At 36.5% G+C, this 14,933-nt stretch carries 16 protein-coding genes and 1 tRNA gene; all 17 read left to right on the top strand.

Annotation, left to right across the window (positions count from 1 at the left end):
• The first annotated feature begins 55 nt into the window (after nucleotides 1–55).
• Nucleotides 56–796: a DUF1614 domain-containing protein gene (locus F8153_RS01080; RefSeq protein ID WP_151864496.1), complete on the top strand. Its 741-nt coding sequence runs from the start codon at nucleotides 56–58 to the stop codon at nucleotides 794–796.
• On the top strand, nucleotides 786–1,934 hold the full coding sequence (gene spoIIP / locus F8153_RS01075) for a stage II sporulation protein P (protein ID WP_151864495.1): 1,149 nt from the start codon (nucleotides 786–788) through the stop codon (nucleotides 1,932–1,934). The genes F8153_RS01080 and spoIIP overlap by 11 nt, the downstream gene beginning before the upstream one ends.
• A gap of 27 nt (nucleotides 1,935–1,961) precedes the next feature.
• The gene (locus tag F8153_RS01070) at nucleotides 1,962–2,834 is read left to right on the top strand and encodes a YIEGIA family protein (RefSeq protein WP_243136855.1); all 873 of its coding nucleotides are present in this window, start codon (nucleotides 1,962–1,964) and stop codon (nucleotides 2,832–2,834) included.
• An 18-nt stretch (nucleotides 2,835–2,852) separates the two neighbouring features.
• On the top strand, nucleotides 2,853–3,050 hold the full coding sequence (locus F8153_RS01065) for a capping complex subunit for YIEGIA (RefSeq protein ID WP_151864494.1): 198 nt from the start codon (nucleotides 2,853–2,855) through the stop codon (nucleotides 3,048–3,050).
• Nucleotides 3,051–3,059: 9 nt separating this feature from the next.
• A complete protein-coding gene (locus tag F8153_RS01060; RefSeq protein ID WP_151864493.1) occupies nucleotides 3,060–3,392 on the top strand; it encodes a DUF3189 family protein in 333 nt (110 codons plus the stop codon).
• Nucleotides 3,376–3,831 (top strand): DUF3189 family protein, encoded by a 456-nt coding sequence (locus tag F8153_RS01055; protein WP_151864492.1) that lies wholly within the window; start codon nucleotides 3,376–3,378, stop codon nucleotides 3,829–3,831. Before F8153_RS01060 ends, F8153_RS01055 begins: the two co-directional genes overlap by 17 nt.
• Nucleotides 3,832–3,940: 109 nt before the next feature.
• A complete protein-coding gene (locus tag F8153_RS01050) occupies nucleotides 3,941–5,260 on the top strand; it encodes a DUF512 domain-containing protein (protein ID WP_151864491.1) in 1,320 nt (439 codons plus the stop codon).
• Nucleotides 5,261–5,283: 23 nt separating this feature from the next.
• Nucleotides 5,284–6,609, top strand: coding sequence for a ribosome biogenesis GTPase Der (gene der, locus F8153_RS01045; protein ID WP_151864490.1), 1,326 nt, complete (start codon nucleotides 5,284–5,286; stop codon nucleotides 6,607–6,609).
• 1 nt (nucleotide 6,610) lies between these two features.
• A complete protein-coding gene (gene plsY / locus F8153_RS15895) occupies nucleotides 6,611–7,210 on the top strand; it encodes a glycerol-3-phosphate 1-O-acyltransferase PlsY (RefSeq protein WP_192929592.1) in 600 nt (199 codons plus the stop codon).
• A complete protein-coding gene (locus tag F8153_RS15890; RefSeq protein ID WP_192929591.1) occupies nucleotides 7,211–8,236 on the top strand; it encodes an NAD(P)H-dependent glycerol-3-phosphate dehydrogenase in 1,026 nt (341 codons plus the stop codon).
• Between the two features lie 318 nt (nucleotides 8,237–8,554).
• Entirely contained in the window at nucleotides 8,555–10,033 is a 1,479-nt protein-coding gene (spoIVA, locus tag F8153_RS01035) for a stage IV sporulation protein A (RefSeq protein WP_151864489.1), read from the top strand.
• Nucleotides 10,034–10,185: 152 nt separating this feature from the next.
• Nucleotides 10,186–11,592, top strand: a complete 1,407-nt coding sequence (gene nhaC, locus F8153_RS01030) for a Na+/H+ antiporter NhaC (RefSeq protein ID WP_151864488.1) — start codon at nucleotides 10,186–10,188, stop codon at nucleotides 11,590–11,592.
• Between the two features lie 68 nt (nucleotides 11,593–11,660).
• Nucleotides 11,661–11,737, top strand: a tRNA-Pro gene (locus F8153_RS01025).
• Between the two features lie 175 nt (nucleotides 11,738–11,912).
• Nucleotides 11,913–12,296: a hypothetical protein gene (locus tag F8153_RS01020; RefSeq protein WP_243136854.1), complete on the top strand. Its 384-nt coding sequence runs from the start codon at nucleotides 11,913–11,915 to the stop codon at nucleotides 12,294–12,296.
• 168 nt (nucleotides 12,297–12,464) lie between these two features.
• Entirely contained in the window at nucleotides 12,465–13,760 is a 1,296-nt protein-coding gene (locus F8153_RS01015; protein WP_151864487.1) for an HlyD family efflux transporter periplasmic adaptor subunit, read from the top strand.
• A 15-nt stretch (nucleotides 13,761–13,775) separates the two neighbouring features.
• Nucleotides 13,776–14,462 (top strand): YggS family pyridoxal phosphate-dependent enzyme, encoded by a 687-nt coding sequence (locus F8153_RS01010; protein ID WP_192929590.1) that lies wholly within the window; start codon nucleotides 13,776–13,778, stop codon nucleotides 14,460–14,462.
• 18 nt (nucleotides 14,463–14,480) lie between these two features.
• Nucleotides 14,481–14,918 carry a cell division protein SepF gene (locus F8153_RS01005; protein ID WP_151864485.1) on the top strand — a complete coding sequence of 146 codons (438 nt, stop codon included), beginning with the start codon at nucleotides 14,481–14,483 and terminating at the stop codon, nucleotides 14,916–14,918.
• The last annotated feature ends 15 nt before the right edge of the window (nucleotides 14,919–14,933 follow it).

Genomic DNA, 14,933 nt, shown 5'->3' with positions numbered 1-14,933 from the left:
TCAATATTGTCAGGGAAACCTAAAAACAATCAAGAGCTATCAAGGAGGAATATCAATGTCTATAGGAATGATTTTATTGATAGGTGTAACAGTACTAATTTTTATGGGGCTTGCAGAAAGGGTACTAGACCGCCTGAGATTAAATGACAAAGCCGCCATAATCATTATACTAGCCATCATTTTATCCACCATATTTATTCCAAACATCGATTTAACTGAGAGGGTTTCTATAAATATCGGTGGCTTTGTAATTCCCTTGGCCTTAGCAATTTACCTATTTATTAAGGCTGAAACCGGTAAAGAAAAGCTAAGGGCAGTAATAGCAGCAGTGGTGGCAGGTACAGTAATCTATTTGGTTCAAAGATTTGTATTACCAGCAGATCCAGAGGCTCAAAGAATAGACCCCAATTATGTATACGCAATCCTTGGGGGGCTGACAGCCTATATTTTAGGAAGATCAAGACGTGCCGCCTTTATTGCAGGGATTGTTGGTGTAATTATCAGTGATTTAATACAATTGGTTTTAAATATAATCAACAATATTCCATCTCCTACCCGATTTGGTGGAGCCGGTGGAGTTGATACTACGGTTATTGCAGGTATATTAGCAGTGGTTATAGCAGAAATTATTGGTGAAACCAGAGAAAAGCTTCAGGGAGGCACTGCTAAAAAGAAGATGCACTTTGAAAAGGGACATTTTGCTAGTAGTCTTGGGCAGGATGAATCAAAAAATCAAGATAAAGGTCAAAATAAGGATGATGATAGGATTGGAGGAGATGATGGAGATGAGAAATAAGCTATCAATTTTATTGCTTTCTTTAATACTAATAATGTGCACAACCCCCTTCTCCTACGGTGATGATTGGTATGAAGACTATGGAAGCTATTTCACTATTCTGGATGTTAAAAATGGTGAAGAGGTGTTTACAACAGCAAGGGAGGTTACAAAAGGGGATCAGTACCTAAGCGGTGATAATAAAATGTATAAAGTAGTAAGGGTCAATACTGATAAGAAAACAGCCTATGCAGAGTTTATAGAGGATGTGACACTTCCAGAGGTTGATGAAGCTGCACTGGCAGCAATTATGGAGATTCTTAAAACCCCCAGTGGCCTACGGGCTTTGCTAGCCCAACAAGAGGGAAGTAAGAAAATTGGAATATATGCTACCCATACTGCCGAATCCTATGTTCCCACCGATGGTACTGAGAGTAATCAATCCGGTGGAGGGATTCTGAAGGTAGGAGAAAAGCTAAGGGATCATTTAAAAGCTACAGGGGTAGAGGCCATCTTTGATAATACATCCCATCTACCCCATGATGCAGGAGCCTATAAAAGGTCTAGAAGAACTGCAGTACAGTTAATGAGGGATAACCAAATCGACACTCTATTGGATGTCCATAGGGATGCAGTTCCTGCAGAAGCCTATATAGCTGATATTAATGGTGAACCAGCCTCTAAGGTTCGGCTGGTGGTTGGAAGAGGGAATCAAAATTTTAAAGCAACTGAAGAAAATGCATGGAAGATAAAATCTGTTGCCGATAAAATGTATCCAGGTTTAATAAAGGATATATTTTATGCACAGGGTGGGTACAATCAAGATTTAACACCCCAAGCAATGCTGCTTGAGATGGGAACCTTTGAGCTTAAACGAGAAAGAGCTGAGAAGTCTACAAAATTTCTTTCAGAAGTATTAACTACTGCCTTCTTTGGTGGAGTTGTACAGGATAAAAAGGATGGTGGAACCGAAAAGGTTGAAGGAAGAGAAGATAGCAACGCAGGCTCTGGGTCTGGAATCATAGCACTATTACTAATCCTAGGTGGAGGAGGGTTGGCCTTCTTATTTCTAAGCTCTGGAGGCAAAGAATGGAAATCTAAGGTTTCTGGCTTCAAACAAGAGTTTAATAGCTTCCTAGGAAGAAGAAGGAAAAAGTAAATTATGTCCATAAGCACAAATTTTTTAATGATTATTATAGCTTTACTTATGGGAACCATGGCAAGGGTATCTATGATGAGGGTGGACTATAGGCAATATCCAACCTATCCACAGGCCTATCTATCTCATTTTACCTTGGGGATTATTGCTGCTGCCTTGGGAGCAGTGGCAATACCTGCCATAGCATCTAAAGAATATGTAGCAGTAACCTTTTTGGCCCTTGCTGCCCAGCATTTTAGAGATGTTAGAAATTTAGAGAGACAAAGCTTAGATAATATAGAGATAACAGAGCTTGTTCCTAGAGGTACTGCCTATATTGAGGATATTGCCAAAGCCTTTGAAGCAAGGAATTATATAGCTATCCTAACTGCCCTTGCAACCTCCACTGGAATATATCTTGGAGATTACTTTCATTTAAGTATAATCCTTCAGGGGTTCATAGGAGTTATTGTTGGTTATAGTACCTTATTTCTTTTGATTCGTATGTTACGGGGTAAAGCTATTGAGGATATCGCTGAGGTTAAAGAGGCCACCATTGCCTTTGATGGCCCATTATTAACCCTTGCAGGTGTACCAGTAATTAATATTGGCTTAAAGGCTTCAAGGGAGATTTATTTGAACAATGGAAAGGCCGTTGAAATCATTCCTAAAGACTCCTATGGAAGAGCTATATTGGCAAATCTTGGACAACGGCAGGCTTTGCAGCATAATGCCGCTACTCAACTGGGAATTAGAAGGGATATTGATGAGCCAGATTTTTCACCCATCGCAAGGATTAACCCTGAAACTGGAAGTATCGTAATGGCACTAATACCAATAGATTCAGATATTGAAGATTTCATTACTGTTGTAAGGCGAACACCAATATTGGAGTCTTCAAAGAAAAAACCTATCAAATAAAGCTAATGGGAGAGGCCTATGGATATTGGAATAAATAATTTTATAATAGCTGTAGTAACTTTAAATAACGAAGCTCATGTAAGGAGTGGAGGCTCCCCAATAATTTATGCTAAGGATGAGGATGAAAGGGAAAGGGTTGCCTTATTAATTGCTAAGACCACAAGAGGAATGGTACATGATATTGGTCTTGGCACCTATATCATCGTCAGGCATTAGGTGAATAAGATGAAATATATCTATATTTATAGAAAAAATGATTATGCAGCTCTTTTGGCTGCATATCTTCGTTTAAAAAACAAAACAATATCTACAAATCAAATAAAATTTGGAATTTTGTTTTTAGGAATAGACGAAGAATTAAATGAGGTTTACATAGTAAAATATCGTAGAAATCCTCAGGTCTTAATAAATCTGTTAAAAGGTATTGGTGAGATATATAGGGAGGAGTTAAAAATCATCGATTTAGGAAAATATGATAGAATATATTTTAGAACTTTTAAAAATAGAGTTAAAAGAAACCTTTTGAAGGATCGATTTAAATATGAAAATCTTTTATAGCTGCTATGGTGGAGCCCACTCTTCAATCATTACCGCCAACATCCATTTAGGCTTATTACCTGATAAAAGGGTGGCTACTATTCATGAAATCATCCATTGTCCATACTTTGATGCTACCAAAAGCAAAGAAATTGGAAGACCCATTTTTATGGGGGAGGATTCCTTGAAAAATCAAATATTTGCATTGGGGATGGCCTCATCGAGGAATCAATATACTCAGCTCTTATATGAATATGTTAGGCTTCAACAGGGTAGCTGTAGAGGGGAAATCCTGATAATCAATACAATTCCCCTGATTAATCTAAAGGTAAGGGTAGGGGGCTTTCTATCAAGGAAGTTAAACCTTATAAGTATTGGAAGACCCCTAGTAGCAATAGGTATTCAAAACAGGTATATGAATTTTGTTAAATTAGTTGAAAATCTTAAAGCTTCCTTATAATAAAGCTTGACTCTTATTGAGTTTAAAGTTATCATATTTTGATGCAATATTTATAAGAGGTGTGTTAAAATAGTGATAATGGATAAAATTATTAAAAGTAGGTGTAACCTTGAAGGAAATTAGCGGAAAAAACGTAATTAGTCATATTGAAGCCGGAAGTATCGCTGAAGAGCTGGGCTTAGAGGTGGGGGATATACTCCTTTCAATTAATGGGAATCAAATAGAAGATATAATTGAGTATAAATTCTATATTGCTGACGAGTACTTAGAGGTAGCTATTGAAAAGTCCAACGGAGAAGAATGGGTTTTAGAGATAGAAAAGGACTATGATGAGAATTTAGGCATTGACTTTGAAAATCCTTTATTGACCCATATGAGGAGCTGCCAAAATAAATGTATCTTTTGCTTTATTGATCAGCTACCACCCAATATGAGGGAGAGTCTTTACTTTAAGGACGATGATTCGAGGATGTCCTTTCTTCATGGGAATTATATCACTTTAACCAATATGAAGGAAGAGGATATCAACAAAATCATTAAATATAGGATAACCCCAATAAATGTGTCAGTCCATACCACCAATGGTGAGCTGAGGAAAAAAATCCTTAACAACAAGTTTGCTTCAAATATTCTGGAGCTCCTAACCCTGTTGGCTGATAACGATATAGAAATGAATTGTCAAATCGTTCTATGCCCTGATTTTAATGATGGAGCAGAGTTGGATAGAACACTGAAGGATTTAGGAAAACTCTCCTACTCCATCAATAGCGTTGCAGCTGTACCGGTGGGTTTAACGAGATTTAGAGAAGAGCTTACGGAGCTTAGGGCTTATGATAAAGCTTCAGCCCAAGGGGTTATAAGACAAATAGAAGGCTGGCAAAAAAAGTTCCAAAATAAGATTGATAGCAGCTTTGTATATTTATCAGATGAGTTCTATATCTTGGCGGAGGTTGACATACCTGCCTATGAAGCCTACGAAGGATTTCCACAGTTGGAAAATGGTGTAGGGATGCTAAGAAAATTTCGGGATGAAGCAATGGAAGCCCTCAACAAAGCAGAGGATATACTTTCTAAAGAGAAACGTATAACCATTGTAACGGGTAACTTGGCCTGTGACTATATGAAGTCCATCAGTCAGGAAATCAATCATAAGATTAGCATGTTAACCACCGAAGTTGTATGTGTAAATAATCATTATTTTGGTGGACAGGTTTCTGTAAGTGGATTGTTAACGGGGGTGGATATTTTAAATACCCTCAGGACCCTTCAGCTTGGAGATGAAATCTTTATTGGAGAAAACCTTTTAAAGTCAGGAGAAGAAGTGTTTCTTGATGATATGACAGTATCAGAGCTGGAGACAGCATTAAATACAACAATAAGAGTTGTTCCAGTGGATGGTGAGGCTTTTATTAACAGGCTTTATAATTGAGAACATATGAGGTGAGGATGAAAATGGCAAAACAAGTAGTAGCAGTTGTTGGAAGACCTAATGTAGGTAAATCCACACTATTTAATCGAGTTGCAGGAAAAAGAATCTCTATAGTAGAGGATCATCCTGGTGTTACAAGAGATCGGATTTACGCTGAAGTGGAGTGGTTAAATTACAATTTTACTCTGATAGATACAGGTGGGATTGAGCCAGAGTCAAAGGAGACAATTCTTTCTCAAATGCGTAGACAGGCTGAAATCGCAATTGAAACAGCCAATGTAATTATTTTTATGGTGGATGGAAGGGAAGGCTTAACTGGCACCGATAGAGAGGTTGCATCCATGCTAAGAAAGGCGAATAAGCCTGTTATATTGGCAATTAATAAGGTGGATACTAAGGAGCATTCTCCCTATTACTATGATTTTTTTGAGTTGGGTATGGAGTCAATGGTGGAAACATCAGCCACTGCTGCCTATAACATTGGAGATTTGCTGGATGAAGTAGTCAAGCACTTCCCAAATCCAGATGAAAACCAGGAGGAGGATGACGTAATAAAGGTTGCTATTATCGGTAAGCCCAATGTAGGAAAATCCTCTATTATCAATAAAATACTTGGTGAGGATCGAGTGATTGTAAGTGATATTGCCGGAACAACCAGAGATGCCATTGATACCCCCTTTACTGACGGGGAGGATCATTATTTACTAATAGATACTGCCGGGATTAGAAGAAAGAGTAAGATTAAGGAAAATATTGAGAGGTATAGTGTTATTAGATCCTTTACTGCAGTAGAAAGGGCCGATGTATGTTTATTGGTTATTGATGCTGAGGAAGGGGTTACGGAGCAGGACAAAAAAATCGCTGGCTACAGTCATGAAAATGGTAAGGGTATGATTATTGTAGTTAATAAGTGGGACTTAATTGAAAAGGATACCCATACCATGAATAAATTTACTAAGGAAATTCGTACAGAACTGGCCTATTTACATTATGCACCCATTATATTTATTTCTGCCCTTACAGGCCAAAGAATGAATAAACTCTTAGAAACCATTAAATTTGTTTCCAATCAAAATGCCATGAGGGTTCCTACTGGTACTCTAAACGAGATTATTGGAGAGGCGGTGCTATTAAATCAGCCACCCTCTGATAAAGGAAAAAGATTAAAGGTTTTCTATGGAACTCAGGCTGCTGTTAAACCTCCAACCTTTGTTTTATTTATCAACGATAAGGAGTTAATGCATTTTTCTTATCTTAGATATATAGAAAATCAAATAAGAGAAAACTTCGGCTTTGAAGGTACACCAATTCGATTTATGTTAAGGGAAAAGGATAAGGGGGATCGTTAAAGTGAGAGACTTGATGCTGATTTTAATAGCGTATTTTCTTGGAAATTTCTCAACCTCCTTTATTGTAGGTAAAATATATGGAAGGATTGATATCAGAAAACATGGTAGCGGAAATGCCGGTACCACCAACGTATATCGAACCTTGGGTGCTAAGGCAGGAGCTTTAGCCCTAATTGGCGACGCCCTTAAAGGGGTATTGGCCGTCTATATAGGACAAAGATACGGAGGCACAAATTTGGCTTTGCTTTGTGGAGCCGCTGCAATTATCGGTCACAACTGGCCAGTTATTCTGAAATTTAAAGGAGGTAAGGGTATTGCCACATCAATAGGAGTGGTATTCATGGTACAGCCTTTATCCGCAACCATTTGTATTGCCTTTGGTTTAGTTATCCTTTTTAAATTTAAATATGTTTCATTGGCTTCTGTTTCAGCAATTAGTATCTTGCCCATAATTTTATATTTCTATGGAAGAAATTATTTTATATTTGGTTTGGTTTTAGCAATTATGGCTGTATATCGACATCGGGCAAATATTCAAAGACTATTGAAGGGAACAGAAAATAAAATAACTGCTGGTTCAAAAATGAAGGGGGGACTATAATTGAATTCTATTAAGATCGCCGTACTTGGAGCTGGAAGCTGGGGTACTGCCCTAGGCATTCTTTTAGAAGGAAAGGGTCACAAGGTTAATCTTTGGATGAGGGATGAAAAGCAGCATCAAGAAATCACTGATACCAGAAATACTAAATATTTACCTGGTATTAAGGTTCCTGAAGGAATTAAGCTCTTTACAGATTTAGAAGGTGCCTTAGCTGATGCCGATTTAATCCTCACTACAGTACCTTCCCAAGCTGTAAGGGGAGTTATACATAATGGAAGGCCTTATATTAAAGATCATCAAATAATTGTTAATGCAGCTAAGGGAATCGAGATTAACAGCCTATTGAGGATATCAGAGGTAATAAAGGAAGAATTACCTCGGAATCCCTTTGTTTGCCTTTCTGGCCCATCCCATGCAGAAGAGGTTTGCAAAGGGATGCCCACCACTGTTGTAGTAGCTTCTGAAAGCCGAGAAACTGCTGAATTTGTACAGGATGTATTTATAACCCCTAGCTTTAGAGTATATACAAACCCAGACTTAACAGGGGTTGAACTGGGTGGAGCCCTTAAAAATGTTATAGCCTTTGGAGCCGGAATATCCGATGGTTTAGGCTATGGAGATAATGCCAAGGCAGCCCTTATGACCCGGGGAATTAGGGAAATCGCTAGATTGGGTAGCAAAATGGGGACTAATTTGGCCACCTTTGCAGGACTGACAGGGATTGGAGATTTAATTGTAACCTGTACAAGTGTCCATAGTAGAAATAGAAGGGCTGGGATACTTCTAGGGGAAGGGAATTCTCTTGAGGAAACCTTGAGTAAGGTTGGAATGGTGGTGGAAGGAATCACAACCACCAAAGCTGCATATCAGCTTGCGAAAAATTACAACATCGAAATGCCTATAACAGAAGAAATCTATAAGGTAATTAATAATGAAATTGATGCAAGGGATGCTGTAACCAATCTAATGTCTAGGGATAAAACCCATGAGATGGAAGAGGTTGTGAATACAGATATCAATTGGTGAAATAGAACTAAAAAGTCTAATCTGAAAGGATTAGGCTTTTTTATTGAAATACATCTAAGCAAATGTTTTTAAATAATAAAATTTCTGGAAGGAAATTTTCTCAATAATTCTACATTCAACATTCAACATTTAACATTATTGAGGAAAAATTCCTCAAGCTTTTATTTATTTGGCATATTTACCTCCTACAGAAAATATAAAGTATTAAGCAGTTTAAAGATGGAGATTAGGCATAAATTCATGTACCAATCATATATTTATAATGTTAGACATGTATAAAAAAATAAAATCATAAATGCCAAAAAGGAGGGAAAGAGCGTGGAAAATTATGACATTTACAGGGATATAGCCCAGCGTACACAGGGAGATATTTATATAGGGGTAGTGGGACCGGTTAGAACTGGAAAATCAACCTTAATAAAAAGAGTAATGGACTTATTTGTACTACCCAATATAGAAAATGCCTATAAAAAAGAAAGGGCTAAGGATGAATTGCCTCAAAGTGGTACTGGGAGAACCATAACCACTACAGAACCAAAATTTGTTCCCAATGAGGCCGTTGAATTAACTCTGAAGGAAAATGCCTCCTTCAAGATGCGAATGATAGATTGTGTAGGATACTTGGTAAAGGGCGCAATAGGGCATCAGGAGGATGGAAAATCTAGAATGGTTAACACACCTTGGTTTGAGAAGCAAATACCCTTTGAGGAAGCTGCAGAAATTGGAACAAGGAAGGTTATTAAAGAACATTCAACAATTGGTCTAGTTGTAACAACAGATGGCTCTATTACAGATATTCCAAGGGAAAATTATATTGAGGCTGAGGAAAGGGTGATTAGTGAGCTACAGGAAATCAAAAAGCCCTTTGTTATGCTACTGAATACAAGAACACCAGAGGCTGAAGAAACCATATCCCTAAAGTATAGCTTAGAGGAAAAATATCAGGTTCCAGTAATTATTAAAGATTGTGCTAAGCTTGATATGAATGGAATTCATCAGATTCTAGAAGAGGTATTATTTGAATTCCCAGTAACAGAGGTTAATATCAATTTACCAGGCTGGTTAGAAACCATAGAATCCAACCATTGGTTAAAGGCATCCATATTTGATGAAATAAAGGAAGCAGCTGGAAATATGAGACGTCTAAGGGATATAAATGGTATGGTGGAGCAGCTTAAGGGAATCGAAAACATCAAAAGGGTATCTTTAGATAATATAAAAATGGGAGAAGGCTCAGCCAACATTGACTTAGCTACTTCAGATCATCTATTCTATAAGGTTTTAGAAGAGAAAACCGGGTACACCATTGAGGGAGATCACCACTTGATTGCTCTTATCATGGAGCTTGCCAAGGCAAAGAAGGAATATAATAAGGTAGAAAAGGCATTGAAGGATGTAATGGATATAGGCTACGGTCTTGTTCCACCTGCCTTAGATGAACTAACCCTAGAGGAGCCAGAAATATTTAGACATGGAAATCAATTTGGTGTTAAGCTTCGGGCCAATGCACCATCCCTACATTTTATAAGGGCAGATATAGCCACTGAGGTTTCTCCTGTGGTAGGTACTGAAAAGCAAAGTGAAGAGCTGGTAAAATATCTATTAGAAGAATTTGAGCAGAATCCTGAAAAAATATGGGAGTCCAATATGTTTGGAAAATCCCTCCATGATTTAGTTAAGGAGCAGCTACAAAATAAGCTTCAAATGATGCCTGAAGATACAAGAATCAAGCTACAAAAAACGCTACAAAAAATCATCAACGACGGTAGTGGAGGATTAATTGCCATTATCCTATAGGGGATTATAGTCTACACCTTGGATTCTGTGTTATCAAAGTAAGCTCTAGTAATAATACTAGCTCCAGTAATCATACTGGAGCTTTTGTATTGTTTATATTAGAGGATGTCGGGTAGGTACTTACTATAGAAGAATTTTAGGAGGGATTATAGTTGCAGCATAAATCTAATAAAAGAAGAAATCCTTCAGCTTTGATATCTTTGGTTCCAATAATGATCGTAGGAATATCTCTTTATTTTTCAGTATTTCTTTATGATGGCCAGCCACATTTTTCTTTGTTTCTTGGAGCAGCAGCGGCTGGATTATTGGGATATTTTCTGGGATTTTCTTGGAAGGAAATTTCCAATGGACTCATCAATAGTATCAATAAGGGCATTTCTGCCTTAATCATCATGTTAATAATCGGTATGCTAATTGGGGTATGGATAGGTAGTGGTATGGTTCCAGCCCTTATTTACATAGGATTTGACTTATTGCTACCAGCCTGGTTTTTACCAATAGTATTAATACTAAGTTGTGTAACCTCAGTGATAACAGGAAGCTCCTGGACGACCATCGGCACCATAGGAGTAACAGCTATCAGTGTAGGATATGGTTTAGGAATATCTGAACCTATCATTGCTGGGGTGGTAGTTTCTGGGGCCTTCTTTGGAGATAAACTTTCACCAATGTCAGATTCTACTAATTTAACATCATCTCTTTTAGATGTGGAGCTTTTTACCCATATAAAGCATATGCTCTATACCACTGTGCCAAGCTTTTTAATTGCATTGCTTTTTTATACGCTATTAGGATTATTTTCAGTTAAAGAAGCAGACATTGGAATCGAGGTTATTAAATATCAAGAGGTAATTAAAAATCATTTTAACTTATCTCCTTTATTGGCTATACCACCCTTAGTGGTTATTGTTATGGTAATATATAAAGTGCCTGCGATACCAAGTTTAACAGCAGGCTTAATATTAGGTGGATTGACTCAGATATTCATTCAAGGACAGACCTTAGAAAAATTTTATCAGACGGTTTATAATGGCTTTATGATTGAGACAGAAATTCCTGAGATTAATGAACTGCTTTCAGGGGGTGGATTATCAAGCATGTATAATGTAGTAGCTATAGGAATATTGGCATTGGCTTTTGGTGGTATAATGGAAACCACAGGTATGCTAAAGGCCATAGTGAATACATTTCTAAAATTCACCTATAGAATAGGTAGCTTAATTACGGTAACTCTTTTAACCTCTGTTTTCCTGAACATCTTTGGTGGTAATCAATACATGTCTGTGATTATTCCTGGTGAGATGTATAGAGAATCCTATAGAGAAAAAAATCTTCAATTGAAAAACTTAACTAGAACATTAGAAGGGGGAGGCACCTTAACTTCTCCATTGGTGCCATGGAATAGTGGGGGATTGTTTGTACTATCAGTCTTAGGGGTAAGTCCCCTAAGCTACGGACCCTATGCAGTAATCTGCTGGTTAACACCTATAATTATTGCTATATATGGATATTTTGATATAACAATGCATAAACTAGATAAAGTGGAGGAATATAGCTGATTACAACTCTAAAAAAGTCTTGACTTTTTTACTGTTTCACCATAAAATATTATTTGTAGCATTAATAGCTGGCTGTGGCGCAGTTTGGTAGCGCGCCAGACTGGGGGTCTGGAGGTCGCAGGTTCAAGTCCTGTCAGCCAGACCAGTTATGATGAAGAATCCCATCCTAAATAGGTTGGGATTTTTTAATTTGATGACAGTAAATCTGTCCCTTCATTAATTTCCATTATACTTAAAAAATAAAACGGTTTCTTAATTCATCTTCTTGGAATAAATATGATATAATATATGGAAAAGAATTAGCACAAGGATGTGATTTTATGCTAATAGATGTATTAATGCTTATTTCAATTACCTTATTGACAACAACTATAATAGGCTATGTCTTTACTGTAGTTAAAGAAAGGTATTACCTAAAAAATAATATTATTTTTCTTGATCATAAAAACCTTCAGGCAGAAGATTTGGAAAAAGTGGACGTGAAGCATTTTATGTTGGGCTCATTAGAAATCATGTCTGGAGATGAAGTAAAAATAAAACTAGAAGATTCTGCATCTATTTCAGGAATCGTTTTAGGCGTCATAAAACAAAAAAATAGTATATCTATCATAACTAAATCCCATGGTGTAAAAAATCTTGAGGTATCGGCAATAAAAAAAATGAAAATTATTAGTCGGTATGGAAGGTTTTTTACTTGGTTATAAATAAACCATAACCACAAGCCCCTACAAAGTAGTAGGGGCTTAGATATTTATTAAGAAAAATATTGGATTTAGGTCTATAGGACGAATAAAATATCTCAATCCATGAAGGAGTTTTCCTATGGGTGAAGAATTAATATACAGTAGTAGTAATGATGGAAGGTGGTTTAATTGCAACCAACTAAAATAAAAAAACGAAGTAAAAGAAAAAGAAGAGTTTTTGGAAAATTAATTATGATTACCATCATTGGTCTATATCTGTTATCTAGAGTATACCCATTGTATGGAGCATCAGGACTAGAAACCTATATTGTAGAGCATGATAAAATTGAACTTGTTCTATCGGCAAAAGCCTATATCGCCCGTGATGAGAAGGTTTATAGAACTCTGGGGGAGGGTGAAGTGAAGTATTTTGTGGACTCAGGGCAGCGAGTTGCAAAGGGTCAGAAGCTTGCAGAGGTATATTTAGAGAGTTTTGATGAAAAAACTATAGAAGAATTGGAAATAATTAACCTAAGACTTGAAAACATAAATAATAGTACCTTAAATGAGGAGGAAATATTTGAAAAGGATATTGAAAAAATCAATCAGGAAATAAATCAATATCTACAGCAAATCCAAAGGGATATTAACCTAGGAGACTACAGCAATATTAATTCCTATAAAAATCAGCTGGAGGTTCTTGCTGAAAAGAAAAATCTAATTTCTGGCGATAATAGCTTTGGAGGCAAAAATGCAAATGAATTATTAGAGAGGAAAAAGCAGCTGGAGGATAGATTAAGGAGTAACTACCAAGTAGTCTATAGTGATATTCCAGGTTTTGTTACCTTTGGAAGTGATGGTTTGGAAGATATCATTAATTTAAGATCCATTGAAAGCATCACATCTAAGGACTTTGACCTACTATTAAACTCAGAAAAGCAAATTAAGGATAAAGAATCAGAGGAAAAAATTCCAACTATCAGAATTGTACAGAATCATAAATGGAGTATCTTTCTCAAACTAAGTCCTCAAGATGCTGAGGGCTTTGAAGCTGGAAACCAATATTATATTCGCAATCATACCAATGATCGAAAATACCAATCAATACTTAGAAGTATTACAACACAAGAGGAAGATGCAATCCTGATATTTGATTTAAATGAATCCATGGAAGGAGCTTTAGATGTTAGAAGTATTGAGGTGGATATTATCAAAACCTCCTTTGAGGGAGCCATAGTTCCTAATACTGCTATAGTAGTAAATCAAGGGACTCCAGGAGTGTTCAGAATTGATGTAAATGGTTTTGCTAGATTTGTTCCAATAAAGGTCAAAGGGCAGAATGCTGGCTTTTCTATTTTATATGATGGTTACTTTGAAGAAGCCAATGATGAAACTGATAAGGTAGATCGAATTAATACCATATATTTATATGATGAGATTTTAATGAAGGGTGAAGGAGTCTTAGATGGACAGAAGGTAAAGTAAGGAGGGATTTTGCTTTTGAATATAGAAAGGAATCTAGAAGTCGTAAATCAGTTAATCCAGCAAGCCGCTGATAATGCTGAAAGAAATATAGAGGATATTACATTAATTGCTGTCACCAAAACTGTTACAGTAAAGGAAGTCAAGGAGGCTATAAGCCAAGGTATAACCGATATTGGAGAGAACAGAGTTCAGGAGCTCCTTAAAAAGTATGAAGAGCTGGGGGACGCTGTTAGATGGCATATGATCGGTCACCTTCAAAAAAATAAAGTTAAGTATATAGTTGATAAGGTAGACTTTATTCATTCTGTGGATTCACTGTCTTTAGCAGAAGAAATTGAAAAAAGGGCGGCTAAAATAAACCGACCTATTAATTGTTTAGTTGAAGTAAATATTTCTGGAGAGGATTCTAAGCATGGATTAGAGCCCACAGAGGTTAAGAGCTTTATAAAAAAACTCGATGAATTTAAGTATCTAAGGGTTATGGGCTTAATGACAATGGCACCTTATGTTGAAGATCCTGAGGCTACAAGAAAATATTTTAAAGGATTAAGGAATCTATCTGAAGAAATTAAAAAAATTCCTTTAAATCAAGTTAGCATGAGTTATTTATCAATGGGTATGTCAAATGATTTTCAGGTGGCAATTGAAGAAGGAGCCAACATGGTTCGTATTGGAAGTGCCATCTTTACAACAGAAGCTTAGAATAAGGAGGAGATAAGAATGTCAGGTAAAATTATGGATAAGGTAAAGTACTTTATTGGGTTGGATGTATTTGATGAGGAAGAAGATCTAAATGAAGAAGTAGAGATTCAGCAGGAAGACTTAATGATGGTCAATAATAAGAAAAATAAGGTTGTTAATATTCATACTAAAACACAAATGAAGGTCGTAATTTATGAGCCTGTTAGCTTCGAAGAGGCCTCAAGTATTGTTGATAGTTTAAAAAACAGGAAGCCTGTTATTATAAATTTAGAAAGTGTTGAACCAGATTTAGCCAAAAAGTTTTTTGATTTTTTAAATGGAGCAATTTATGCTATTGATGGCAACATTCAAAGAGTTTCTCAAGGAATATTTATTTTGGCACCCAATAATGTAGATATATCTGGTAATATTAAGGATGAATTAAAGAATAAAGGGGTATTTCCCTGGCAGAAATAATAGGAGAGTGATGTT

This window comes from Alkaliphilus serpentinus (assembly GCF_009017255.1).
GTDB classification, from domain to species: domain Bacteria; phylum Bacillota; class Clostridia; order Peptostreptococcales; family Natronincolaceae; genus Alkaliphilus_D; species Alkaliphilus_D serpentinus.
The sequence above is the reverse complement of the archived record's forward strand: the minus strand, read 5'-3'. Positions and strand labels throughout refer to the sequence as shown.